This window comes from Stenotrophomonas sp. FR024 (assembly GCF_047500745.2).
GTDB lineage: Bacteria > Pseudomonadota > Gammaproteobacteria > Xanthomonadales > Xanthomonadaceae > Stenotrophomonas > Stenotrophomonas maltophilia_A.
In genome coordinates this window covers 133517-157637 of record NZ_JAXAXM020000007.1, presented here as the reverse complement: position 1 = coordinate 157637, position 24121 = coordinate 133517, and the positions used below count along the sequence as shown (strand labels likewise).

Sequence of the window (24121 nt, the reverse complement as noted above, 5' to 3'; positions counted from 1 at the left end):
GTGCCGACCAACGGTCGGCACCCACCGTTCCGGGTCAACGCTGGCCGAACAGGTGCTTGCGCTCTTCGTCGCTGAGCGGCTTGCCGGCGTTGGGGTTCACCTGCTGGCGCAGGGCATAGGCGCGCTGGGTGGCCGGGCGTGCAGCAATCGCTTCGTGCCAGCGCTTGAGGTTCGGGAACGCGGCGAAATCCACCGGCAGCTTGTCGTAGGCGCCGATCCACGGGTAGCTGGCCATGTCGGCAATGGTGTACGCGTCGCCAGCCAGGAAGGCGTGCTGGGCCAGGCGCTTGTCCATCACCCCGTGCAGGCGGCGCACTTCGTTGTCATAGCGCTCGATCGCATACGGGATCTTCTCCGGCGCATACACGTTGAAGTGGCCCATCTGGCCGCTCATCGGGCCCAGGCCGGCCATCTGCCAGAACAGCCACTCCAGGGTGGTGACGCGGCCGCGCGGGTCGCTGGGCAGGAACTGGCCGGTCTTCTCGGCCAGGTACAGCAGGATGGCGCCGGACTCGAACACGCTCTGCGGGGCGCCGCCATCGGCCGGGGCGTGGTCGACAATCGCAGGCATCTTGTTGTTGGGCGAGATCGCAAGGAATTCCGGCTTGAACTGGTCGCCCGAGCCGATGTTGACCGGATGGATGCGGTACTCCAGGCCGGCTTCTTCCAGCAGCAGGGTCACTTTGTGGCCGTTCGGGGTGGGCCAGTAATACAGGTCGATCATGGCGGCGGCTCGGGGTGCGGAAAGGAACCTGAAGTCTAGTGCGAGAGTTGGGTTGGCACCGTCACGACGGGCCGGTAACCTCGCGGCTCCCCCGAAACGCACTGTCCTGCATGAGCCACAGTCCTCGCCCCCTGTCCCCGTTGTCCTCGCTGATCTTCGCCTCGCGCTGGCTGCAGCTGCCGCTGTACCTGGGCCTGATCCTTGCCCAGTGCGTCTACGTGTTCCTGTTCGGCAAGGAACTGTGGCACCTGCTGTCCCACTCGGTCTCGATGGGCGAACAGCAGATCATGCTGATCGTGCTGGGCCTGATCGACGTGGTGATGATCTCCAACCTGCTGGTGATGGTGATCGTCGGTGGCTACGAGACCTTCGTCTCGCGCCTGCGCCTGGAAGGCCACCCGGACCAGCCGGAATGGCTGAGCCACGTCAACGCCAGCGTGCTGAAGGTGAAGCTGGCAATGGCGATCATCGGCATCTCCTCGATCCACCTGCTGAAGACCTTCATCGCCACCAGCGCGCTGAAGGGACTGCCGCTGTGCAAGCCGGAACAATGGGCAGCAGCAGTGTCGTCGGCTTCGACCAGCTTCTACAACGCTGGTGTCGATACCTGCACGACCATGACCCAGGAAGGCGTGCTGTGGCAGACCATCATCCACTGCGTGTTCATCCTGTCGGCGATCGGTATTGCCTGGACCGACAAGCTGATGTCCAACAGCCACAGCAAGTCGCACGACCACTGATGCGGCAACCGGCAGCGGTCCTTCGCCGCTGCCCCATCCCGGCCCCTGCCCCTTGTACGCGGCGGCGGCCGGGATGCTAGATTGCACCCTCGCCGTTGCCGGCGGTGGCGTCGGGAAACGTCATCGTTCCGCGCCCGGACCACAGGTCCCGGCCATGCGTATCAATGATTTACGTCACGTCGTCTTCTAGAGGGGAGCAGGATGTCGCACGTCTCAACGATCACCGCCGCGCGCCGGTGGCTGCCGGTTGCTTTGGCACTGGCGCTGGCCGCCTGCTCGGGAAAGGAAGAATCTGCAGCACCGGCCCCGGCCGCCGCACCCGCCACCGCTGCACCGGCCGCACCGGTGGTCGCCGCCAAGGTGCAGTCCATGGGCACCGAACAGCTGCGTGAATCGGCCAGCCAGGCACTGCGCGAGAACCGCATGTACGCGCCGGCCGGCGACAACGCCATCGAGTACTACCTCGCCCTGCGCGACAAGACACCGGACGACGCGTCGGTGAAGAGCGCGCTGACCGACCTGCTGCCCTACACCCTGATCGCCGCCGAGCAGCACCTGGGCCGCGAGGACTACACCGAGGCGCAGCGCCTGGTGGCACTGATCGAGAAGGTGGATGCCTCCGCTCCCGCCCTGCCGCGCCTGAAGGAAGGCCTGGCCAAGGGCGTGGAAAATGCGGCCAAGCGCACCGAGACCGAAGCCGAGAAGGCCAGGAAGGACGCCGAAGACCGGACCAAGCAGCAGGCCGAACAGCAGCGCCTGACCGAGCAGCGCGCCAAGGAAGCCGATGCGGCCAAGCAGATTGCCGCGCAGCAGGATGCCGCACGCCGCGACAACGAGCGCCAGGAGGCGGAGCGCCAGGCCGCGGCCCGTCGCGATGCCGAACAGAAACAGCAGCAGGCCGCCGCCCAACAGGCCAGCGCCGCACGCCAGGCAGCCGCCGCGGCAGCTCCCACCCTCCGCCCGGTCAGCACGCCGGCGCCGCGCTATCCGGCCGAGGCACTGCGTTCGGGAACGTCGGGCGAAGTGCTGGTGGAGATCACCGTCGGTACCGACGGCTCAGTGGTCAGCGCCCGCGTGCTGCGCGCGACGTCGGGACGGACCTTCGACCGCGAAGCCCTGAACGCGGTCAAGCGCTGGCGCTTCGAGCCGGTCAACGCGCCGGTCACCACCCGCCGCACCCTGGTGTTCGCACCGGGCGGCTGACCGCAAAAAAGGGGACGGAGGGGATTAAGTCGTTTCTGCCCCTTGATGACGCCAAGGCCCGGCATGTCCGGGCCTTGTCCGTTTCAGGCAGCGCCATCAATCAGGCGCTGCAACGCCGGATCGCGCGCAGCCAGCACCTGGAACAGGCCCAGCGCATGCAGGCCGGGCAGCAACGCACGCAGGTCGGCTTCGGCAGTGGCGCGGGTGGCATCATCGCTGGTGGGATCCTGCCAGGCACGGACGCTGGCCAGGAAGGCACCGACGCTGCCCTTGCGCACGGTGAGGCCATTTACCTGCACCTCGTTCTGATGGTCCGGAAGAATGTCCTGTGGCTGCATGGGGAAGCGCTCCGTTGAAGTGGGCTCCAGTGTCTGAGCCCGGACGCGACGTTTCTGCCGTATAACTGCCAATTGATATGGCAGATCAGACAACCACCGCATTGATTGACCCGGCGCTGGCCAATGCCGCCGACGGGCCTGCATTGCTGGGGGCGCAGCTGCGCCTGCCGGCTCCGCGCCGCACGGCACGCCACCAGCACGCCCGCGGGCAGCTGCTGGGTGCACATCAGGGCCTGCTGCGGATCGAGGTGGGCGACCTGCACTGGCTGCTGCCGGCGGGTCATGTCGCCTGGATACCACCTTCGCTGCCCCACACACTGGCCAGTACCAGTGCGTTCGACGGCTGGAGCCTGTACTTCAGCGCGCAGGCCTGCACCGACCTGCCTGCAGCCCCTCGCATCTTCCAGCCGGGGCCGCTGCTGCAGGCCGCGGTGATTCGGGCGCTGCAGTGGCCGCATGTTCCACTGGATGCCACACAGGCACGACTGGCCGGTGTGATCGCCGATGAGATTGCCGCCAGCTCGCCATTGCCGCTGGCCCTGCCGCAACCGCGTGACCGGCGACTGCAGAAACTTGCCGCCGCACTGGCGCGCGCACCGCACGACAACCGCAGCATCGAGGACTGGGCCGCCAGCAGCGGTCTGTCCAGCCGCAGCCTCGCCCGCCATTGGCTGGCCGAGACCGGCCTGTCGCCAAGCCAGTGGCGGCAACGCCTGCGGGTGCTGCTGGCACTGCCACGCCTGCTGGCGGGAGAGCCGGTGATCAGCGTCGCGCTGTCGATGGGCTACGACACACCCAGTGCCTTCATCGCCGTGTTCAAGCGCGAGATGGGGGTGACGCCTGCGCGGTATGGAAAAGGGGACGGAGGGGATTAAGTCGCTTCTGCCCTCCCCCACATCAACTCGCGGCATCGCCTGATGCCCTTCGCGGTCACGGAGGCGGCAGGCTGATGATTCCTTGAAACCCCTGAACTGCCATGCCTCGACAAGCACGCCTGATGTTGGCCGAACAGCCGTATCACGTAACCCAGCGCGGTGTGAACAAGAGGGCGATCTTCGTTGACGATATCGACCGCCAGCTGTTTCTGCACCTTTTGCACAGTGCCTTCCTGAAACATCAGGTCGCGCTGCATGCCTATGTATTGATGGGCAATCACGTCCATCTATTGGCCACACCCTCCACTCAGGCCGGCTTGGCCAACGCGATGCGGATGCAGGGCAACAACTATGTCCAGGCGTTCAATCAGCGGCATGAGCGCAGCGGACCACTCTGGCAGGGCCGCTTCCATTCTTCGATGGTGGACAGCGACGCCTATCTGCTCAGCGTCTATCGCTACATCGAACTCAATCCGGTTCGTGCAGGCATGACAGGCGCCCCGGAAGATCACCCATGGTCGAGCGTGCATGGAAACCTGCAGCGCCGCGATGATCCGATGCTGACAGAACACCCCGCCTTTCAGGCACTGGCCTCGACCAAGCGACAGCGGACGACGCTCTATGCGCAGTTCCTGCGGGACGTGAACGCGTCCGCCGACCTGCCGGCAATACGCGCGCACAGTGCCGGGCAGCATCCGTTGGGAAATGCAGCTTACCTGCGGATGGTGGAACAGACACTGGGCCGCCCCGTGGTGCTGCGCAAGCGGGGGCGCCCTCAGAAGAAGGGGGCGGAGGGTTAAAAACGACTTAATCCCCTCCGTCCCCTTTTTGCAGTCAGCCCGAGATCGCCAGACGCTCGTTGTGGTAACGGCGCACGGCGGCGAACCACAGCAGTGCGGCCAGGCCGAGGCTGGCACCGAGATAGATGGCCCAGACCGACGGCGTGATGGTCTCGTGGCGGATCACCTTCAACAGCATCTGGTTCTGCGACAGGAACGGCACGGCGTACTGCCACAGCTCGCTCTTCAGCGGATAGGCCACCAGCGCGTAGCCGGGCATCATCGGCAGCAGCATCAGCCAGGTCATGTGGCTCTGCGCTTCCTTCATGCTCTTGGCCGCCGCCGACAGGAAGGTCAGCAGCGAGGTGCCGATCATCAGCATCGGCAACATCACCAGCAGCATCTGCAGCATCGAGGTGACGTTCATGTTGAACTGGCGGCCGATGTTGCCGGGCGCGATCTGTGCGCTCACCTTGAACGCCACCAGGGTCAGCAGCAGCGATACGAACCCGACCACGCAGGCAGCCGCGATCTTGCCGCTGACGATCGCGCTGCGCGAGCCGGGCGTGGCCAGCAGCGGTTCCAGTGACTGCCGCTCGCGCTCGCCGGCGGTGGCGTCCATCACCAGGTAGGCGCCGCCGATGAACGAGGTCAGCGTGAGCAGCACCGGCAGCAGCATCGACAGGATCATGCCGCGCTTGGCCTCGGCACTGGCCAGGTCCTGGCGCGCCACATCCAGCGGCCGCGCCACCTGTGCGTCGATGCCGCGCGCCATCAATCGCAGTGCCCCCACCTGGCCGTTGTAGGTGGCCAGTGCCGCCTCCAGACGTGCGCTGGGCACTTCGGCGGCACGACGGGTACTGTCCTTGATCACCTCCACCAGCGCCGGCTTGCCATCGGCCCAGTCCTTGCCGAAGTCATCGCTGATGCGCAGCGCCACGTCGATCTCCTGGCTGCGGATGGCCTCGGCCAGGTCCTTCGGTGCAGGTGCGGTGTTCAGCCCCTGCGCGGCGAGGAAACGCACCAGGTTGGGGGCGTTGTCCGCACCGATGGTCGGAATCTGCAGCGGCTGCTCGATCTGGGTGCGTACCCGGCTCTCGGCCAGCTTGCCCATGCCCAGCAGCAGCACCGGGTACAGCAGCGGCCCGAACAGCAGGGTCAGCAGCAGCGTGCGGCGATCACGGGAAAGGTCGCGCAGTTCCTTGCGCATCACCGTCATCAGGGTCGACATCATGCTCATGCGTGCAGGCCCTCTTCGCTGCCGATCAGTTTCACGAACGCGTCTTCCAGGTTGGATTCGCCGGCTTGCGCACGCAGTTCATCGGCGCTGCCGGCCGCCATCACCGTGCCCTTGGCGATGATCACGATGTGATCGCACAGCGCGGCCACCTCCTGCATGATGTGGCTGGACAGGATCACGCAGCGGCCCTCTTCGCGCAGGCCCAGCAGGAAGCGGCGCAGTGCGCGCGTGGTCATCACGTCCAGGCCGTTGGTCGGCTCATCCAGAATGACGTTGCGCGGGTCGTGCACCAGCGCGCGGGCGATCGCGGTCTTGGTGCGCTGGCCCTGCGAGAAGCCATCGGTCTGGCGGTCGAGGATGTCACCCATGTCCAGGGCATGCGACAGCACTTCGATGCGTTCGCGGATGCGCTCGGCCGACAGGCCATGCAGTTCGCCGAAGTAGGCGATGTTCTCGCGCGCGGTCAGGCGCTTGTAGACGCCACGCGCATCGGGCAGCACGCCAAGGTGGCGGCGTACTTCCACAGGATTGCGTGCGGCATCGACACCATCGACGCTGATGCTGCCCTGGTCCGGGGTCATCAGCGTGTACAGCATGCGCATGGTGGTGGTCTTGCCGGCACCATTGGGGCCCAGCAGGCCGGTGATGCGGCCGTCCTCGGCGCGGAAGCCGACGTTGGAGACCGCCTGGATGCGGCCGGTGCGGGTGTCGAAAGCCTTGTGCAGGTTGTCGGCGACGATCATGGTTCCCATCCGTTGAACGAGGTGAACGCCGGCACGTAGCTCAGCGTGTCCAGGCAGCCGGCATCCAGCGCCTTGGCATCGGTCTTGTCGATGAACTGGCCGAGCAGGCGCGGCATGCAGCCGGCACTCAGCGTGCCGTGGCCCTGGCCGCGGGCGACCAGCGCGCGGCCATTCGGCAGGCCCTTGAGGACCTGTTCGGCATAGCGTGGTGGCGTCACCGGGTCGAGTTCACCGGACAGCAGCAGCGCCGGTACGTCGCTGCGCAGCGGCACGGCATTGGCCGCTGGCGCCGGCTGGTACGGCCATACCGGGCAGGCCGCGAAGAAGGCGCTGGCCACGTCGTTGCCGAACAGTCGCTCCGGGTCCTCGGCCGGCGCCTTGTAGCGCGGCGCATCCTCGCTGCAGATCACCGACCACTGCATGCCTCGGTTGATCTGGAAATCCATGCTGCGGTTCGCACCGCGTGCCAGCGACGCCAGCGGTGCATAGCGGCCGTGCGCGGCTTCATCGAGCACCAGCGGCAGCAGCGAGGAATACTGCGGCACATAGGAGAAGGCGAACGCCAGGCCGATCACGCTGTCCGGACTCAGCACATCCTGCCGGGTCTGGTTGGTGCCGGGGTCGCGATACTCCACCGAGACCGGCGCACGGCGCAGGGTCTCGACCACGCTGCGCAGCTGCGCGCGGGTGTCGGTCGGGAAGCGTTTGCTGCAGGCGGCATCCTTGCGGCACTGCGCCGACTGCAGGGCGATCGCATCCTCGAACGTCGTGGCGAAGTCGCCGCCCACCACCAGTTCATTGGGCACTACGCCATCGATGACGATGCTGCGGGTGTGCTGCGGATAGGCACCGGCATAGCGCTGGGCCACGCGGGTACCGTAGGAGCCGCCGACCAGGTTGATCCGGTCCACGCCCAAGGCCTGGCGTACCGCATCCAGGTCGGCGATGGCTTCGGTGGTCGTGTAGAAGCGGGCATCGGCACGCCCCTGCAGCGAGGCCGCGCAGCGCTGCGCGTAGTCGCGCAGCGACGCCTCGGTGGGAGCGGCGTCCTCGTCCATCTGCAGGTCCTTGCCGTCCGCGCCGAGGCAGCTGAGCGGGTTGGAGCCACCGGTACCCCGCTGGTCGACAAGGAAGATGTCGCGCTGCTTGCGCACCTGGCGCAGCGCGGTATCGACGATGACCGCCACTTCGCTGGCCGCCTGGCCGGGACCACCGGCCAGGAAGAACACCGGGTCGGGCTGGCTGGAGCCGCTGCTGCCCGATTCCAGCCAGGCGATGCGCAGGCCAATGCGTCGGCCATCGGGCTGGGCCCGGTCCTCCGGCACCTGCAGGGTGGCGCACTGCGCTTCCACGTTGGCGCTGGCGCCTTCGGTGGACAACGTGCAGGGCTGGAAGTCGATCGTGCCGAAACGGCGGCTGGGTGCATCGCTGGCGCTTTCGGCGCCGGGTGACGGTGACTGGCTGCAACCGGCAAGCATCAGGCTGGCCAACGCTGCGGCCAACGCGAGGTGGTGTCTTTGCATCGTGCTCGTTTCCCCTGGAGGACGTTCCTGGCAACCACGACGGGCTGCCGCGGAAGATGTGACTCAACTTACACGGGCACGGCGTCGTCGGCGATGGGCAGACGCGAAATCTCCGCCGGCGTGGCGCAGGCCAGGCGGTCGCGGCCTGCGGCCTTGGCCCGGTACAGCGCCGCATCCGCCGCTGCCAACAGCGTGGACAGGTCGCCGTGGCCGTCGTCCATGGCCAGGCCAATGCTGGCGGTGACCATCACCGGCCCGGTACCCAGCCGCGCCGGCTTCTGCTGCAGAGCGGTACGGATCGCCGCGGCCCGCGCCATCGCTTCACCCTGTGTGCTGCCGGCCAGCACCAGCACGAACTCCTCGCCACCGTAGCGGCCCAGCAGCGTGTCGTGGCCCTGCAAACCATGCTGCAGCAGCGCAGCGAAGTGACGCAGTACCTGGTCACCGGCCAGGTGGCCCCAGCGGTCGTTGATCTGCTTGAAGTGATCGACGTCGACCAGCAGCAGGGCCAGCGGCCGGCCCTGCCGACGCAGCCGCTGCAACTGCGCCTGGCCATCGGCCAGCACCGCGCTGCGGTTGAGCAGCCCGGTCAGGCCATCGGTGCGTGCCGCACGCCGCAGATCGACCAGCATGCGCTCGACCAGCAGCAGTACCATCGCGAAACATCGCGCCAGCTCCAGCATCACCCCGGCAATGTAGGTGACGAACATCGGCGTGCCGGTGCGCATGATGTCCTCACCGGCATCGGGCGCCACCGGCAGGAACAGGCGCACCGCGTACAGTGCCGCCTCGGCCAGGAACACCGCCGCCGCCAGACGGCAGCTGGTGCGCTGCTGTACGGGGGCATGCCGCAGCAGCAGCCAGGCGATCCAGCCATCGACCAGCAGCGTGAACACACTGAACACCTGCAGGCGCACGCCCAGGTCCGGCCAGAGCACCAGGAAGGCGAAGATGCAGGCCATGAACGCGGCTGCCATCAACAACGGCCGCCACAGCGGCAGCGGCTGTTCCAGATGCAGCGCCACGCCGCGCAGCATCAGCACCGCGCAACCGGCCATCGCCGCATTCCCGGCCAGTATGGCCAGCGCCAACGGCAGGTAGGGGCGCAGCGCCAGCAGGGTCACGCCCAGGGTCAGCAGCCACAGGCTGGCGGTCCACAGGCGCAGCACCGGTTGCCCGCGCAGCACCACCAGCAGCAATGAGAACCCCACGGCGATGCCGATGCAGAGCAGGAAGCCAAGCACGGTGATGGTGGGGAAATCCAGGGACATGCGGCGCTCATCGGCCGGGGCGGCGCGCGCATCTTAGCGCCTTGCGGTGCGATCCCCGTGGCACTGCCTGGCCCGATGGCGATGCCGGGTCTGAAAACGGCGAGCATGACGGCCGGTGCATGCGCAGAATCCGGGGAAAACCAAGGAGACGCCCATGCATGCGTGGTATCTCGGTGGCCTCGACCACCGCCCCTTCCAGCACCTGTTCGAGAAGAGTGACACCGCGCTGGCTGCGCTGGGCATCCAGCGTCGCTGGGCCGGCGAAACAGGAGGACACCCCTGCCGGATCGGCCTGAGCGATCCGCCCAGCGGCAGCGAGCTGCTGCTGTTGTCCCATGTGCACCTGCCGCTGCACTCGCCCTATCACGCCTCGGGCCCGATCTTCGTGCAGCGTGGCGTAACGCGCTGCGTGCTGCCGCCGGGTGAGGTACCCGCCTATGTACAGCGCCGTACGATCTCGTTGCGCGCCTATGACCAGGCTGCATTGATGCTGGCCGCAGAGATCAGCGCGGGCAGTGATGTTGCCGCCCGGCTGGACGCGCTGTTTGCCGCCCCTGCCGTGGCCTTCGTGCAACTGCACAACGCGGCCCACGGCTGCTTCTCGTGCCAGGCAGATCGGGTGGGTATGCCGGCGACGTAGCAGGATCTCCACGACGTGATCGATGCCACGCCGAACACGTGATGGTCAACGCATCCGTTCAGTCCCGCGTGAAGCCTGCGGGAAGGGCTTCACACCCCCAGTCACGGATCGGCGCTTCGGTGGTTCCGCACCCTGCATCGCGACTCGATACTCGCCGTGGTGCCGCCGAAAGTCCGCCGTGCAGCGCAGCTCCTGCGGTCACCGTTCTCTTTCGACGACCACAAGGAAGCGCCATGTCATTCCGATCCACACCGCTGTTGCTGGCCACCTCGTTCGCCGCTGCGGGCCTGTGCCTGGCCGGCAACGCATTCGCCCACGGCACCATGACCACGCCGGTCAGCCGCGTCTATGCCTGTTTCCAGGGCAATCCGGAGAACCCGACCAACCCGGCCTGCGCTGCCGCCAAGGCCGTCGGTGGTTCGCAGGCGTTCTACGACTGGAATGGCATCAATCAGGCCAACGCCAACGGCAACCACCAGGCCGTAGTGCCCGATGGCAAGCTGTGCAGCGGCAACAACCCGACCTTCCGCGGGCTGGATGTGAACCGCAGCGACTGGCAGACCACACCGATCCAGCCAGACGCCAGCGGCAAGTTCACCTTCGTGTTCAAGGCGACCGCGCCGCACGCCACGCGTGACTGGCGCTTCTTCGTCACCCGCGACGGCTGGCAACCGGGCAGCCCGCTGCGTTGGGCCGATCTGCAGGAGTTCTGCACGCTGGGCAACACGCCGCTGTCGGCCGATGGCACCTACAAGCTGCAGTGCACGCTGCCACAGCGCAGCGGCCAGCATGTGATCTACAACACCTGGCAGCGCTCGGATTCGACCGAAGCGTTCTACACCTGCATGGACGTGCGCTTTGAAGGAGGCGGTGGCAGCACCCCGCCCGCAGCGCAGTGGCAGGATGCCGGCCCGGTCACCGCGCGCGGCGAGCTGCCGGTCGGCACCACCCTGGCGTTGCGCGTGTTCAACGCCAACGGCAATGATGTCGAACGCGTGGAAGCGACCCTGGCCAGTGGCCAGACTGCGGCCGCGCAGTGGCCGTTGGCGCTGGCCCGCAAGGTCAATACCAGCGCCCAGCACGCACGCGTGGGCGTGCTCAGCAATGGCGTGATCACACCGACGGCCTCGGCCACCGCCAACCGCGTGTACCTGAAGGATGGCAACCGCTTCCAGCTCGATACCCAGGTGCCCGACCCCGGCACGCCATCACCGGGCGGTGATTTCGACCACGTGTATCCCGCCGGTATCGGCAGCTACGTGCCGGGCCAGACCGTGGTGAAGGGCGGCGACGGCAAGCTTTATGCCTGCCGCCCGTTCCCGGAAGGTGCATGGTGCAACGTCAACGCCGAAGCCTACCGGCCGGGCGTGGGTGCAGCATGGCGCGATGCGTGGATCGCGTACTGAGGCAGTGATGCGGGAGGCGGTGCACAGTGCACCGCCTTTCGCCCGGATGGCGGCACAGTGAGCACCGTGTTGCAGATCGAACACAGCCGCCATCGATTTCAAACTTGTCCGATGTTGCCGACGGCCCTGCATGTGAAGACTGCGCGAGGTTTCCCACACTTCGCAAAGGAGTTCCTGCATGCATCTGTCCCACCGGGCAGTCCTCGCTCTGTCCATCGTTGCCGGCCTGGCCCTGTCCGGCAGCGCCCTCGCCCACGGCACCATGTCCAAGCCGCTCAGCCGCGTGAAGCAGTGCCACGAAGGCAATCCGGAAAACCCGACCAACCCGGCCTGTGCCGCGGCCAAGGCCATCGGCGGCGCGCAGCCGTTCTATGACTGGAGCGCGATCGCCCACGGCAACGCCAATGGCAACCACCGCGACCTGGTGCGCGATGGCGAGCTGTGCAGCGCCAGCATCCCCAAGTACCGCGGCCTCGATCTGAATCGCAGCGACTGGCCGACCACGCCGGTGCGCGCCGATTCGCGTGGCCGCTACACCTTCGAATTCCTGGCGCCGGCGCCGCACGCCACCCGCGAGTGGAAGTTCTACGTCACCCGTGACGGTTGGCAGCCGGGCAGCCCGCTGCGCTGGGCCGACCTGCAGGAATTCTGCACCCTGGGCAACGTGCCGCTGTCCGAAGGCGGTGTCTACAAGCTGGACTGCCCGCTGCCCAAGCGCACTGGCCAGCACATCATCTACAACACCTGGCAGCGCTCGGATTCGCAGGAAGCCTTCTACACCTGCATGGACGTGCGCTTCGAAGGTGGCGGTGGCGTGGTTCCGCCGCCGCAGTGGCAGGATGCCGGCGCGGTGACCGCCAATGGCGCACTGGACGTGGACAGCACCGTGACCCTGCGTGTGTTCAATGCCAACGGCAACGATCTGGAGCGCGTGGAAACCAAGCTGGCCGCTGGCCAGACCAGCCCGACTCAGTGGCCGCTGGCCCTGGCCCGCAAGGTCAATGCCAGTGCACAGCATGCGCGCGTGGGCGTGATGAAGAACGGCGTGATCACGCCGGTCGCCTCGGCCACCGACAACCGCGTGTACCTGAAGCCGGGCAACCGCTTCCAGCTGGAAACCCAGGTGCCGGGGCCGGGCCCGATCGATCCGGTCGATCCGCCGGGCGGCGACTTCGACTTCGTGTATCCGGCCAGCCTCGGCAGCTACAAGCCGGGCGAGACCGTGGTGAAGGGCACTGACGGCAAGCTGTATGCCTGCCGCCCGTTCCCGGAAGGTGCATGGTGCAACATCAACGCCGATGCCTACCGCCCGGGTACCGGCTTTGCCTGGCGCGATGCCTGGATCGCGTACTGAGGCAGGGCACCGGGGGCGGCGTGATGCCGCCTCCGTTTCATGGGGTTGCCGGCCAGCGGCCGGCACTACCCTGACTTACTTGCTGCTGACGTACTTCTCGCGGCGGATCTGCGGGTTGCCCAGGCCAGCGGCCTTCAGCAGTTCGGCACAGGCATCGACCATGTCCGGGTTGCCGCACAGGTAGGCGATGTCGGTGGCCGGGTCCGGGGTGAAGCCGGCCAGCGCCTGCTGGACGTAGCCGTGCTGCACGTCCGGGTGCGGATCAGCCGGCAGTTCGCGCGACAGGCATGGAACATAGCGGAAGTTCGGGTGTTTTTCGGCGAAGCTGTAGAAATCTTCGCTGTACAGCAGCTCACCCGGGCTGCGCGCGCCCTGCAGCAGCACGATCTGCACGCCGCGCTCGGCCATGGCCGTTTCCAGCAGCGGCAGCATCGAGCGGTACGGGGTAACGCCAGTACCGGTGGCGATCAGCAGGTAGCGTGCGTTGTGGTCACCGGGATTCAGGCAGAACCGGCCATAGGGGCCGGACGCACTGATCTGGCCGCCCTGCTCCAGCGCCTCGAACAGGGCCGTGGCGGCGCCACCGGGAACGAAACTGACCGCGATATCCACCGCCTCGCCCGGGCCCAGCGCGTGGTCGTGGATGGTCGCCAGCGAGTAGCTGCGCTTGGTTTCGGTGCCGTCGGCGTAGCTGAAATGGACCTGGATGAACTGGCCGGGCTGGAAATCCAGCGGCTGCCCATCGTCACGCACGAACTGGTAGTGGCCGACGGTCGGGGCCAGCATGCGGCAGCCGACCAGCTTGAGGGGGAATTGAACAGGCACGACTTTTCGGGACAGTGTGTAGCCGGGGCAAGCCCTCGGGGTCTTCTATAATAGCCCCTCCCCGCCCCTCTCCAGCGCCAGCCCATGGGCGCGAAGGCTTCGAGCTTGGCATCCCAGAACGATACGGCGCCCGCCCTGCGCGTGCGCGACCTGCGCAAGACCTATGACAACGGCACCCAGGCCCTGAAGGGGGTTTCCCTGGAAGTGGCCCCGGGCGACTTCTTCGCCCTGCTCGGCCCCAACGGTGCCGGCAAGTCCACCCTGATCGGCATCATCAGCTCCCTGGTCAACCTCAGCGAGGGCCAGGTAGAAGTGTTCGGCAGCGACCTGGTGCGCAACCGCAGCGCCACCATGCGCCTGATCGGGCTGGTGCCGCAGGAAATCAACTTCAACCTGTTCGAAAAGCCCTTCGACATCCTGGTGAACTACGCCGGTTTCTATGGCGTGCCGCGCGAGGAAGCCGAGCAGCGTGCCGAAGAGGAACTGAAGCGGGCGCACCTGTGGGAAAAGGCACAGGTGATGAGCCGTACGCTGTCCGGTGGCATGAAGCGCCGGCTGATGATCGCCCGCGCGATGATGACCCGCCCGCGCCTGCTGATCCTGGACGAGCCGACCGCCGGCGTGGACATCGAGATCCGCCGCGACATGTGGCGCGTGCTGAAGGAGATCAACGCCGCCGGCACCACGATCATCCTCACCACGCACTACCTGGAAGAAGCCGAGTACCTGTGCCGCCACCTGGCGATCATCAACCATGGCCAGATCGTCGAGCAGGGGCCGATGCGCACCCTGCTGGCCAAGCTGGACGTGGAAGGCTTCCTGCTGGACATCGACGGTGACCTGCCGGCGCAGCTGCCGGTGATCGAGGGCGCGACGCTGACCGCGCCGGACCCGCACACGCTGGACATCGACATGCCGCGCGCAATGGACCTCAACCGCGTGTTCGCCACGCTCAACGAGTCCGGTATCCGCGTACGTTCGATGCGTACCAAGAGCAACCGCCTGGAGGAGCTGTTCGTGCGCCTCACCGGCAACCTGGAGAAGCCTGCATGAGCACCACCGAGCTGACCGACGGCCAGCGCAACCGCGTCGCACTGATGACCATCGTGCGCCGCGAAGTCGCCCGCATCATGCGCATCTGGGGCCAGACCCTGGTGCCGCCGGCGATCACCATGACCCTGTACTTCCTGATCTTCGGCAACCTGATCGGGTCGCGCGTGGGGGACATGGGCGGCTACACCTACATGCAGTTCATCGTGCCGGGCCTGGTGATGATGAGCGTGATCCAGAACAGCTACGGCAACATCAGCTCCTCGTTCTTCGGCGCCAAGTTCGGCCGCCACGTGGAAGAGCTGCTGGTCAGCCCGATGCCGAACTGGGTGATCCTGTGGGGCTACGTGGCCGGTGCGGTGCTGCGCGGCCTGATGGTGGGCGTGATCGTGCTGATCATCGCGATGTTCTTCACCCCGGTGCGCATTCCGCACCCGCTGGTGATGCTGACCACGGTGATCCTGGGTGCGACGATCTTCTCGCTGGCCGGTTTCATCAACGCGGTGTATGCGAAGAAGTTCGATGACGTGGCGATCGTGCCGACCTTCATCCTGACCCCGCTGACCTACCTGGGTGGCGTGTTCTATTCGGTGAAGCTGCTGCCGGGCTGGGCCGAGGCCGCCACGCACGCGAACCCGATCTTCTACATGGTCAATGCATTCCGCTATGGCCTGCTGGGCAGCAGCGATGTGCCGCTGCCGGTGGCCTACGGGTTGATGATCGGATTCGTGGTGGTGCTGACGGCGCTGGCGCTGTGGCTGCTGCGCCGTGGCGTGGGCATGCGCAGCTGAGGGGTGCCTGCAGGGCCTGCGGCCCTGCACCTGCAGTGGTAGTGCCGGCCGCTGGCCGGCAACAGCAACAGCCGAGGCGGAAGCATCACGAGTTGGGCGGGGCGGTGTGGGGGTGCAGGACACGCCGTAAACCCGTCCGTGGGGGCTCGATGGCGCCATCCATGGCGCCAACGGTCCTGCACCCCCACAGCGCCCCACCCCTGACAGTTTCCGGTCGCTGTTGGTAGGTGTCGACCTTGGTCGACACGATGGATCCACGCCATGCGTGGATGGAGCGTTCACGGTAAGACCGATGCTTGGCTCTTTTCGTTTCGGATTACGGCTAGGCTGTAGCGATGAAGATCACTTCCATTGCGTTGGACAAGGCCGTGTCGGACGGTCCCATCGATGCGTTCAGCCGAGCGTTGCTGAGCGATTCGCCCATGCTGGATGAGGTGCTGGATTGCCTGGCCTCGCTGCACGTGGCTGATCCCCTTCATCGTTATCTGTGCACGCTCGACGAAGTCGGCCAGTGCCGCTACACCAGCATGCACGCGTCCGACGACGAGCGCATCGCGCTGTACGAGGACGAAGACCCGGCGACGCCGGAAGATGCGTTGGCGGCACGCGAGCGGTTGCTGGCGCACGTCGTCGCGCAGCTTGAGCATTCCACGCATCGGCTGCAGTGGACCGCGTTGGCGGGTACGTTGATGTGCAGCGACGAGGACATCGAGGCGCTGGTCGCTGCCAATGCGACACCTGATCTCATCATCGATGACGCGGTCTGCGTGCAGCAGGTGCCCGTAGCCAGTGACGACCTGCTGATCGCCGCCCTGCCCAACGGCTACTTCAGCGCGGACTGGGACATCTTCCAGAACCACGCCCTGATCCGGCATCTGCAGGAGCGCTACGACTACCGTCTGTTCGGACTCGGCGCATCGTGGCTCGGCTTCCAGCGCGACAGCGCACCGTCGCCTGCAGAGGCGAGCGCGTTGGCCGCGGACCTGCAGCGCATCTACGCGGCCGGAACGCACGACACCTGGGCACAACTGGCTGCAACGCTGGCCACCCGCACCACACTGCTATTGGGCTACACCGAAGACTTCAGCGAACAACTACCCTGAGCACCGCTCTACACGAGCTCGCGCAGCGAGCGACCCGCTTCCGCTCTTGATCTGCTTTCCGTGGTGGCCGCGCCCGGAAACTGTCAGGGGTCGTGTGCGCTGGATTCGCGGGGGTATCCGCGCCATGGATGGCGCGGCTAAGCCCCCATGGACGGGTTCACGGCGTCCCCCGCGAACCCAGCGCACACGGCCCAGCTCATGAAACCAACTGCGCGAACCACCACGAGGGGCTCCGCCGTTGGCCGCAATCTCCGGCACAATCGCACTCCTGATTCCCCAGAAAACGGTGAACGTGCAATGCGCATCCTGATCCTCGGCGCCGGCGGTACCGGCGGTTACTTCGGTGGTCGCCTGGCTCAGGCTGGCGTGGACGTGACCTTCCTGGTGCGCCCCGCACGCGCCGCCCAGCTGGACCGCGACGGCCTGGTCATCCGCAGTCCGCTCGGCGATGCCAGCTTCCCGGTGCAGCACGTCACCGCCGACGCCCTGCCCGCGCTTGCCGCACAGAAGCCGTTCGACCTGGTCATCCTCAGCTGCAAGGCCTACGACCTGGACAGCTCGATCGATGCCATCGCTCCGGCCGTGGGCGCGAACACCACCGTGCTGCCGATCCTCAACGGCCTGCATCACTACAACGCGCTGGACCTGCGCTTCGGCCGCGACGCTGTGCTCGGTGGCCTATGCTTCATCAGCGCCACCAAGGCCCCCGACGGCGCCGTGCTGCACCTGGGCAAGCCGGCCAAGCTCACCTTCGGCGAGCGCGACGGCGGTGCCATCTCCGAACGCGTGCGTGCCTTCGCCGCCGCCTGCGCGCAGGCCAACCTCGATCACCTGGCCAGCGAGCACATCGGCCAGGAACAGTGGATCAAGTACACCTTCCTGACCGCGCTGGCCGCCGCGACCTGCCTGCTGCGCGCGGATATCGGCAGCATCGTCGCCACCGATGATGGCGAGGCGATCGTGCGTGGCCTGTACGACGAATGCCTGGCCGTGGCCGAAGCTGCCGGTGAGCCGATTCCCGATGCTGCGCAGGACACCGCACGCGGCACCCTCACCCAGGCCGGCTCTGCGTTGAAGGCTTCGATGCTGCGCGATCTGGAAGCCGGCCAGCAGGTGGAGGCAGAACAGATCGTCGGCGACATGCTTGCGCGCGCGCGCAAGGCCGACCAGGAAGCTCTGCTGCTGCAGGTCGCCTACAGCAGCCTGCAGGCCTACCAGGCGCTGCGCAGCGCGTGAGCGCCGCGTTGCAGACCAACGCGGTGCCGGCGCGGGTGTTGATCCTCGGCATGGGCTGGAGCGGGTGCGTGCTGGCTACGCATCTGCGGGCGTTGGGCATACACGTGGCCGGCACGGTGCGCGACCCGGCGTCGGCACCGCACGATGGCCTACCGCGCCATCAGCTGCGAGCTGACACGCCACCTTCCCCCGCCCTGCTCGATGAGATCGCGCAGGCCGAGGCCGTGCTGTGCAGCGTGCCGCCCGACGCCGAGGGTGACCCGGCGCTGAGTCTGCTGCTGCCGGAACTGCAGGAAAGTCCGGCACTTCGCTGGGTGGGCTATCTGTCATCCACGTCGGTCTATGCCGATCGGGCCGGCGGCTGGATCAACGAAACCAGCGTGGCCGATGCCACTGAAACGACCGGCATGCAACGCAGACGCGCCGAGGACCAGTGGCGTGCGCTGGCGGAGCAGCGCGCTATCGCCTCGGCGGTGTTCCGCCTGCCCGGCCTGTACGGGCCGGGACGCAATGCGCTGCTGCAGCTGTCACAGGGCCGCGCACGCCACGTAGTGCGTCCTGGGCTGGTGTTCAACCGACTGCACGTGGATGACCTGGCAACGGTCGTTACCGCATCGATGCAGCGGCCGTGTGTGGATGGGCTGTATCTGCCGGCCGACGACGAGCCGGCACCGCCGCAGCAGGTACTGGCCTTCGCCGCGCAGCTGGGCGGGTTTTCGATGCCACCTGCCATGCCCTGGGACGATCCCGCGCTGAGCCCAACACTGCGGCGCTTCTACGAGAGCAACAAGCGCATCGACAGCACCGGTACGCGCGAGGCGCTGGGCTGGGAGCCGCGCTTCCCCAGCTACCGTGAGGGCCTGCGCGACCTGCTCCGGTAGTGCCGGCCGCTGGCCGGCAACCGCGCGATGTTTGCGGCGTTCATGCTGCTGCCGGCCAGCGGCCGGCACTACCTGATCAACCCGCGTCCGGCAGGCGGAAGAACGCACGCGTCGCGGCAGTTGCATTCGCGGCGGTCACCACCACGTCTTCGCCACGGTCGCACGCCAGCTCTTCCACGATATGCGAGAGGAACATCGGTTCGTTGCGGCGGTCCTTCGGCATCGGCTTCAGCGTGCGCGGCAGCAGGTACGGTGCGTCGGTCTCGATCATCAGGCGGTTGGCCGGAATGTTCTTCACCAGCTCGCGCAGGTGCGCGCCACGGCGTTCGTCGCACAGCCAGCCGGTGATGCCGATGTACCAGTCCTGGTCCAGGTAGTCGAACAGCTCGTCGCGCTCACCGGTGAAGCAATGCACCACTGCCGGGCCGATGCGGCCCTCGAAGTTCTTCATCTGTGCCATGAAATCGGCATGCGCGTCGCGCTGGTGCAGGAACAGCGGCTTGCCATTGTCTGCGGCCAGCTGCAGCTGGCGCTCGAACGCGCGGTGCTGGGCCGGGCGCGGCGAGAAGTCACGGAAGTAGTCCAGCCCGCACTCGCCCACCGCCACCACTTCCGGGTGGGCATGCAGCGCGCGCATCTCGGCGTCGCATTCCTCGGTGTATTCCACCGCATGGTGCGGGTGCACGCCGGCGGTCGCATACAGGAAACCAGGATGCTGCTGCGCCAGCTGCACGGCCAGCGGCGAGTGCTCGCGGCTGGCGCCGGTAATGACCATCTGCACCACGCCGGCCTGGCGCGCGCGGTCCAGCACGGCATCGCGGTCGCGGTCGAAGGAGTCGTGGGTCAGGTTGGCGCCGATATCGATCAGGTGCATGGTCATCGCGGGGGAAAAGTGCCCGCGCATTGTACCTGCGGCTGCCATGGCCCTTTATCCTTTGCACATGAACGCCCCGCTCTTCCCGATTTCCCCGCTGCTGCCGCAGATCCAGCAGCACCTCGCCGCGCAGCCACGACTGGTGCTGGAGGCACCGCCCGGCGCCGGCAAGACCACCCAGGTGCCGCTGGCGCTGCTCGATGCACCGTGGCTGCAGGGGCGGAAGATCATCCTGCTGGAACCGCGCCGGGTCGCCGCACGCAGCGCCGCGCTGTTCATGGCGCGGCAGCTGGGCGAAGAGGTGGGCGGCACCGTCGGCTACCGCATCCGCTTCGAGAACAAGGTCTCGTCGCGCACCCGCATCGAGGTGGTTACCGAAGGCATCCTGACCCGCATGCTGCAGGACGACCCGATGCTGGAAGAGGTCGGTGCGATCCTGTTCGACGAATTCCACGAACGCCACCTCAGTGGCGATCTGGGCCTGGCGCTGGCGTTGGACGTGCAGGCACAGCTGCGCGATGACCTGCGCCTGGTGGTGATGTCGGCGACGCTGGATGGTGAGCGCCTGGCCCGTTTCCTCGATGCACCGCGGCTGAGCAGCGAAGGCCGCAGCTACCCGGTGGCGATCAGCCATTTCCCGGCGCGCCGCGATGAGGCGCTGGAACTGCAGGTGCGCCGCGCGGTGCAGCAGGCCCTGGCTGAACATCCCGGTGACCTGCTGGTGTTTCTGCCCGGCCAACGCGAGATCGCGCGGGTGCAGGCCGGGCTGCAGGAATCGCTGGATGCCGGCGTGGAAGTGCTGGCTCTGCACGGTGAGCTGCCAGTGGAACAGCAGGCGCGGGTATTGCAGGCGTCCAGTGATGGCCGCCGCCGCGTGGTGCTGGCCACCAACGTGGCCGAGTCCTCGGTGACGCTGCCGGGCGTGCGCGTGGTGATCGACAGCGGCCAGGCACGCGAGCCGCGCTACGACCCCAACAGCGGCTTCACCCGGCTGGACGTGGTGGCCATCGCGCAGGCATCGGCCGACCAGCGCGCCGGTCGCGCCGGTCGCGTGGCCGAAGGCGTGGCGTGGCGGCTGTGGCCGCAGTCGCAGCGGCTGGAGCCGCAGCGCCGCGCCGAAATCGATCAGGTCGAGCTGGCCGGACTGGCGCTGGAACTGGCCGCCTGGGGCAGCAGCGACCTGCGCTTCCTCGATCCGCCACCGGCCGGCCCGATGGGTGCCGCCCGCGAACTGCTGCAGCGGCTCGGCGCGCTGTCCAGCAGCGGTGCGATCACCGCACTTGGCCGCCGTGTGCTGGCGCTGGGCACGCATCCGCGGATGGCGGCGATGCTGCTGGCCGCGCCCGATGCCCGCGCACAGGCGCTGGCCGCCGATCTGGCCGCCCTGCTGGAGGCGCGCGATCCGTTGCGCCAGGGCGGTGATGCGCTGGCCGCGCGTTGGCGTGCGCTGGCGGCGTTCCGCAATGGCCGCGCACCGGGCGACGCCAACCGCAGCGGCCTGGCCGCGATCGATGCCGCCGCCAAGCAGTGGCGTCGCCGCCTGCGCTGCGAGGCCGCACCACCGGCCAGCATCGAGGCGCACGAAATGGGCGACCTGCTCGCGCACGCGTTCCCGGACCGCATCGGTGTCCAGCACCCCAGCGACCCACTGCGCTACCTGCTGGCCAACGGTCGCAGCGCACGCCTGCACGATCTGAGCGACCTGCGTGGCGAGCCGTGGCTGGTAGCCAGTGAACTGCGCTTCGAGGCACGCGACGCGCTGCTGCTGCGTGCCGCACCGGTGGACGAAGGCCAGCTGCGCAAGGCCTGGCCGGAGCGCTTCGTGACCGAGGACGTAGTGCGCTGGGACAGCGAGCGTCGCGCCCTGGTGGCACTGCGCGAGACCCGTTTCGACCGCATCGTGCTGGACAGCCGCTCGGCAGGCCGGGTCGATCCGCAGCACGCCGCACAGGCGCTGACCGACGCGGTGGCCGAACTCGGCCTGCAGGCGCTGCCGTGGACCGAAGGCCTGCGCCAATGGCAGGCACGCGTGGAGTCGCTGCGGCGCTGGATGCCCGAACTCGGCCTGCCCGACTGCAGCGACGACGCCCTGCTGGCCACGCGTGCGCAATGGCTGCAGCCTGCGTTCGCCGGCAAGAGCCGCCTGGATGCGCTGGACGAGTCCAGCTTCGGCGAAGCGCTGAAGTCGCCCCTGGAATGGTCACAGCGTCAGCTGGTCGAGCGTCATGCACCGACCCGCATCACCGTACCCTCCGGGCTGGAGCGGCCGATCACCTACGCGCTGGACAGCGAGAGCGGCGAACCGCTGCCGCCGGTGCTGGCGGTGAAACTTCAGGAACTGTTCGGCCTGGCCGACACGCCGCGCATCGCCGATGGCCGCGTCCCACTGACCCTGCACCTGCTCTCGCCCGGTGGCCGCCCGCTGCAGGTCACCCAGGACCTGCGCAATTTCTGGGAAAACACCTACGCGGAAGTGAAAAAGGAAATGAAGGGCCGCTACCCGCGCCATCCGTGGCCGGATGACCCGTGGACGGCGACGGCCACCCATCGGGCCAAGCCGCGCGGGACCTGACCGGTGGGGCCGGCTGCGGACCCTGCCTGATCCTGAATGGCTGCGGTAAAGTCACGCCACGTGTGACCTCGACTGACATACCGTTTACGGGCAACACGCGACACTGGACTTCGACCCGAGGCAAAGGACCCCCGCATGAGCAAGCTGACCGTAATCACCGACCGCGCTCTGGAGCGCGCCCTGGAGCTGGCCCACACCGCCGGCGATGGCCTGAAGAGCGCCGGTGGCAGCCTGCGCAATGCGGACTGGATCAAGACCGGCGCCGCCATCGGCGCGGTGAAGACCGGCGGCAAGGCCGCAACCAAGTTCGTGCGCCGCAATCCGGCAGTGGCCGTGGCCGCCGCTGCGGTCGGTGTAGGCCTGCTCGGCTACGCGCTGTACCGCAAGCAGCAGAAGAAGAAGGCCGCCAATGGCCACGTGGTGAATGGGCAGGCGCAGCGCATCAACGCACGTGACCGCCGCAACGACACCGTGGTGGACGAGCACAGCGATATCGGCAGCGACGCCTGAGCCTGCCGGGGTCGGATCCTTTCCACAGGAAGGACTCTGACCCCAAGGCACTACATGAGGGCCGGACACCGGAAGGTATCCGGCCCTTTCTGCATCAACCGATCTGCCGCCACTGCCCCGGCTGCAGGTCGTCCAGCCGGTAAGGCCCCATCGACACGCGGACCAGCCGCAGCGTCGGCAGGTTCACCGCCGCGGTCATCCGCCGCACCTGCCGGTTGCGGCCTTCCCGGATCGTGATCGCCAGCCAGGCGTCGGGCACGGTCTTGCGGAAGCGCACCGGCGGATCGCGTGTCCACAGCGACGGCGCCGGATCGAGGCGCTCGATCTTCGCCGGCAGTGTCGGCCCGTCATTGAGCACCACGCCGTCGCGCAGCTGTTGCAGCTGTTCGTCGCTGGGCATGCCTTCCACCTGCACCCAATAGGTCTTGTCAGCCTTGTGCTTCGGGTCGGTCAGCTTGTGCGCCAGCGTGCCGTTGTCGGTCAGCAGCAGCAGGCCTTCGCTGTCATGGTCCAGGCGACCGGCGGCATACACGCGCGGCGGCAGGCCGAACCCGGCCAGGGTCGGCCGCGGCGGCACGCTGCGGTCGGTGAACTGGCAGAGCACGTTGAAGGGCTTGTTGAAGGCAATCAGCATTGCGGGCACGGCAGGCGGCGGGTGGGGCATTGTCCCATGCCGCGTGCGGCGGCTCGAAAGGTGCCGGTCAAGTCGGCCGGCATAGCCCATGCCCGGCTGCGCTTTCCTGCGAGCACGAACACGAAGGGCTCAGCCGAATACCTTCCACTGCAGCAGGAACGACCCCAGCACCAACACGAAACCGCATGCCGTGACGACATTGGCCCGGCGACGCAGCGCCGCGGGTGGCGGACAGGTCATGCGGGCGCGTTCGTCCAGCACCCCGCCAAAGAACAGCACCGCAAAACCCGTCGCTCCCAGCAGGTCGTAAGCATGCCCACCGTGGTACACAAAGTCATACAGCCGCGGCAGCACCAGCACCGCGATGACGATATACAGCACCTTCTTCAACGGTCCATGTCCTTGAATTCGATTGGACTCCGGCGTATGGCCGGACCTGGGGCCAGCCATACGTTGCGCTGCGCGCGGTGAGCGTGGTTGCGGCTGCGCTTTCCTGCCGCCCCAATCTCGGCCGGCTCAGCCGAAAACCTTCCATTCCAGCAGGAACGAGCCCAGCACCAGTGCGATGCCGCACGCGGCGATGACATTGGCCCGGCGCCGCAGGCCTGCGGCCGGCGGGTCGGCCTTGCGCGAACGTTCCTCCAGAAGGGCACCCGCGAACAGCACGGCAAACCCTACCGTCGCCATCAGATCGTGGGCATGACCACCGTAGAACACAAAATCGATCAACCGCCCCAGCACCAGCACCGCGACAGCGATGTAAAAGACCTTCTTCAACAATTCATGTCCTTGCATACGATCGAATTCCG

Annotated in this window: 25 protein-coding genes; 14 read left to right on the top strand and 11 right to left on the bottom strand. The window is 67.3% G+C overall.

Going from position 1 to position 24121, the window contains the following annotated elements:
• Positions 1 to 34: 34 nt before the first annotated feature.
• Positions 35 to 724, bottom strand: coding sequence for a glutathione binding-like protein (locus tag ACMZ91_RS10260; RefSeq protein ID WP_032129128.1), 690 nt, complete (start codon positions 722 to 724; stop codon positions 35 to 37).
• A 110-nt stretch (positions 725 to 834) separates the two neighbouring features.
• Here ACMZ91_RS10260 and ACMZ91_RS10255 point away from each other — a divergent pair, with 110 nt between their 5' ends.
• Positions 835 to 1464, top strand: a complete 630-nt coding sequence (locus tag ACMZ91_RS10255) for a TIGR00645 family protein (RefSeq protein ID WP_032129129.1) — start codon at positions 835 to 837, stop codon at positions 1462 to 1464.
• 201 nt (positions 1465 to 1665) lie between these two features.
• Positions 1666 to 2667, top strand: coding sequence for an energy transducer TonB (locus ACMZ91_RS10250; RefSeq protein WP_049400878.1), 1002 nt, complete (start codon positions 1666 to 1668; stop codon positions 2665 to 2667).
• Positions 2668 to 2750: 83 nt separating this feature from the next.
• Here the strand turns inward: ACMZ91_RS10250 and ACMZ91_RS10245 are convergent, their stop codons facing one another.
• Positions 2751 to 3005, bottom strand: coding sequence for a hypothetical protein (locus ACMZ91_RS10245; protein ID WP_049462828.1), 255 nt, complete (start codon positions 3003 to 3005; stop codon positions 2751 to 2753).
• Positions 3006 to 3082: 77 nt separating this feature from the next.
• On the opposite strand from ACMZ91_RS10245, the gene ACMZ91_RS10240 reads away from it, so the two are divergent.
• Both ACMZ91_RS10240 and ACMZ91_RS10235 read left to right on the top strand, forming a co-directional pair.
• Entirely contained in the window at positions 3083 to 3880 is a 798-nt protein-coding gene (locus ACMZ91_RS10240; protein ID WP_414576991.1) for an AraC family transcriptional regulator, read from the top strand.
• A 101-nt stretch (positions 3881 to 3981) separates the two neighbouring features.
• The gene (locus tag ACMZ91_RS10235) at positions 3982 to 4680 is read left to right on the top strand and encodes an REP-associated tyrosine transposase (RefSeq protein ID WP_414576989.1); all 699 of its coding nucleotides are present in this window, start codon (positions 3982 to 3984) and stop codon (positions 4678 to 4680) included.
• A gap of 34 nt (positions 4681 to 4714) precedes the next feature.
• On the opposite strand, the gene ACMZ91_RS10230 is transcribed toward ACMZ91_RS10235, so the two are convergent.
• The 4 genes from ACMZ91_RS10230 to ACMZ91_RS10215 all read right to left on the bottom strand — a co-directional run bounded on the left by ACMZ91_RS10230 (position 4715) and on the right by ACMZ91_RS10215 (position 9436).
• Positions 4715 to 5899: an ABC transporter permease gene (locus tag ACMZ91_RS10230; RefSeq protein ID WP_414576987.1), complete on the bottom strand. Its 1185-nt coding sequence runs from the start codon at positions 5897 to 5899 to the stop codon at positions 4715 to 4717.
• A complete protein-coding gene (locus tag ACMZ91_RS10225) occupies positions 5896 to 6642 on the bottom strand; it encodes an ABC transporter ATP-binding protein (RefSeq protein WP_012512433.1) in 747 nt (248 codons plus the stop codon). Before ACMZ91_RS10225 ends, ACMZ91_RS10230 begins: the two co-directional genes overlap by 4 nt.
• Positions 6639 to 8165, bottom strand: coding sequence for an alpha/beta hydrolase (locus ACMZ91_RS10220; protein WP_277778715.1), 1527 nt, complete (start codon positions 8163 to 8165; stop codon positions 6639 to 6641). Before ACMZ91_RS10220 ends, ACMZ91_RS10225 begins: the two co-directional genes overlap by 4 nt.
• Before the next feature lie 68 nt (positions 8166 to 8233).
• Positions 8234 to 9436 (bottom strand): GGDEF domain-containing protein, encoded by a 1203-nt coding sequence (locus tag ACMZ91_RS10215; RefSeq protein WP_049460590.1) that lies wholly within the window; start codon positions 9434 to 9436, stop codon positions 8234 to 8236.
• Positions 9437 to 9590: 154 nt separating this feature from the next.
• Between ACMZ91_RS10215 and ACMZ91_RS10210 the strand changes: the two genes are divergently transcribed.
• From ACMZ91_RS10210 to ACMZ91_RS10200, 3 genes are all read left to right on the top strand, one after another.
• Positions 9591 to 10076: a DUF1203 domain-containing protein gene (locus ACMZ91_RS10210; RefSeq protein WP_414576984.1), complete on the top strand. Its 486-nt coding sequence runs from the start codon at positions 9591 to 9593 to the stop codon at positions 10074 to 10076.
• Between the two features lie 233 nt (positions 10077 to 10309).
• Complete coding sequence (locus ACMZ91_RS10205; RefSeq protein WP_414576982.1) at positions 10310 to 11482, top strand: lytic polysaccharide monooxygenase; 1173 nt, start codon at positions 10310 to 10312, stop codon at positions 11480 to 11482.
• A gap of 178 nt (positions 11483 to 11660) precedes the next feature.
• Positions 11661 to 12836: a lytic polysaccharide monooxygenase gene (locus ACMZ91_RS10200; protein ID WP_414576980.1), complete on the top strand. Its 1176-nt coding sequence runs from the start codon at positions 11661 to 11663 to the stop codon at positions 12834 to 12836.
• Positions 12837 to 12911: 75 nt separating this feature from the next.
• On the opposite strand, the gene ACMZ91_RS10195 is transcribed toward ACMZ91_RS10200, so the two are convergent.
• A complete protein-coding gene (locus ACMZ91_RS10195) occupies positions 12912 to 13661 on the bottom strand; it encodes a ferredoxin--NADP reductase (protein WP_080291795.1) in 750 nt (249 codons plus the stop codon).
• Positions 13662 to 13745: 84 nt separating this feature from the next.
• Here ACMZ91_RS10195 and ACMZ91_RS10190 point away from each other — a divergent pair, with 84 nt between their 5' ends.
• From ACMZ91_RS10190 to ACMZ91_RS10170, 5 genes are all read left to right on the top strand, one after another.
• Positions 13746 to 14714: an ABC transporter ATP-binding protein gene (locus ACMZ91_RS10190; protein WP_049400895.1), complete on the top strand. Its 969-nt coding sequence runs from the start codon at positions 13746 to 13748 to the stop codon at positions 14712 to 14714.
• Positions 14711 to 15502: an ABC transporter permease gene (locus tag ACMZ91_RS10185; RefSeq protein ID WP_010482250.1), complete on the top strand. Its 792-nt coding sequence runs from the start codon at positions 14711 to 14713 to the stop codon at positions 15500 to 15502. Before ACMZ91_RS10190 ends, ACMZ91_RS10185 begins: the two co-directional genes overlap by 4 nt.
• A 335-nt stretch (positions 15503 to 15837) precedes the next feature.
• The gene (locus ACMZ91_RS10180) at positions 15838 to 16605 is read left to right on the top strand and encodes a hypothetical protein (protein ID WP_414576977.1); all 768 of its coding nucleotides are present in this window, start codon (positions 15838 to 15840) and stop codon (positions 16603 to 16605) included.
• 297 nt (positions 16606 to 16902) lie between these two features.
• Complete coding sequence (gene panE / locus ACMZ91_RS10175; RefSeq protein WP_277778844.1) at positions 16903 to 17841, top strand: 2-dehydropantoate 2-reductase; 939 nt, start codon at positions 16903 to 16905, stop codon at positions 17839 to 17841.
• A 50-nt stretch (positions 17842 to 17891) separates the two neighbouring features.
• Complete coding sequence (locus ACMZ91_RS10170; RefSeq protein WP_277778847.1) at positions 17892 to 18722, top strand: Rossmann-fold NAD(P)-binding domain-containing protein; 831 nt, start codon at positions 17892 to 17894, stop codon at positions 18720 to 18722.
• Between the two features lie 76 nt (positions 18723 to 18798).
• On the opposite strand, the gene ACMZ91_RS10165 is transcribed toward ACMZ91_RS10170, so the two are convergent.
• Positions 18799 to 19596, bottom strand: coding sequence for a TatD family hydrolase (locus tag ACMZ91_RS10165; protein ID WP_277778846.1), 798 nt, complete (start codon positions 19594 to 19596; stop codon positions 18799 to 18801).
• A 67-nt stretch (positions 19597 to 19663) separates the two neighbouring features.
• On the opposite strand from ACMZ91_RS10165, the gene hrpB reads away from it, so the two are divergent.
• Together hrpB and ACMZ91_RS10155 are read left to right on the top strand one after the other, a co-directional pair.
• Complete coding sequence (hrpB, locus tag ACMZ91_RS10160) at positions 19664 to 22168, top strand: ATP-dependent helicase HrpB (RefSeq protein WP_414576974.1); 2505 nt, start codon at positions 19664 to 19666, stop codon at positions 22166 to 22168.
• Between the two features lie 135 nt (positions 22169 to 22303).
• Positions 22304 to 22678: a hypothetical protein gene (locus tag ACMZ91_RS10155; protein ID WP_019336760.1), complete on the top strand. Its 375-nt coding sequence runs from the start codon at positions 22304 to 22306 to the stop codon at positions 22676 to 22678.
• Between the two features lie 94 nt (positions 22679 to 22772).
• Here the strand turns inward: ACMZ91_RS10155 and ACMZ91_RS10150 are convergent, their stop codons facing one another.
• From ACMZ91_RS10150 to ACMZ91_RS10140, 3 genes are all read right to left on the bottom strand, one after another.
• The gene (locus tag ACMZ91_RS10150; RefSeq protein ID WP_180847831.1) at positions 22773 to 23312 is read right to left on the bottom strand and encodes a pseudouridine synthase; all 540 of its coding nucleotides are present in this window, start codon (positions 23310 to 23312) and stop codon (positions 22773 to 22775) included.
• A gap of 129 nt (positions 23313 to 23441) precedes the next feature.
• Positions 23442 to 23693 (bottom strand): hypothetical protein, encoded by a 252-nt coding sequence (locus ACMZ91_RS10145; RefSeq protein WP_223224685.1) that lies wholly within the window; start codon positions 23691 to 23693, stop codon positions 23442 to 23444.
• A 135-nt stretch (positions 23694 to 23828) separates the two neighbouring features.
• The gene (locus ACMZ91_RS10140) at positions 23829 to 24092 is read right to left on the bottom strand and encodes a hypothetical protein (RefSeq protein WP_414576972.1); all 264 of its coding nucleotides are present in this window, start codon (positions 24090 to 24092) and stop codon (positions 23829 to 23831) included.
• Between the last annotated feature and the right edge of the window lie 29 nt (positions 24093 to 24121).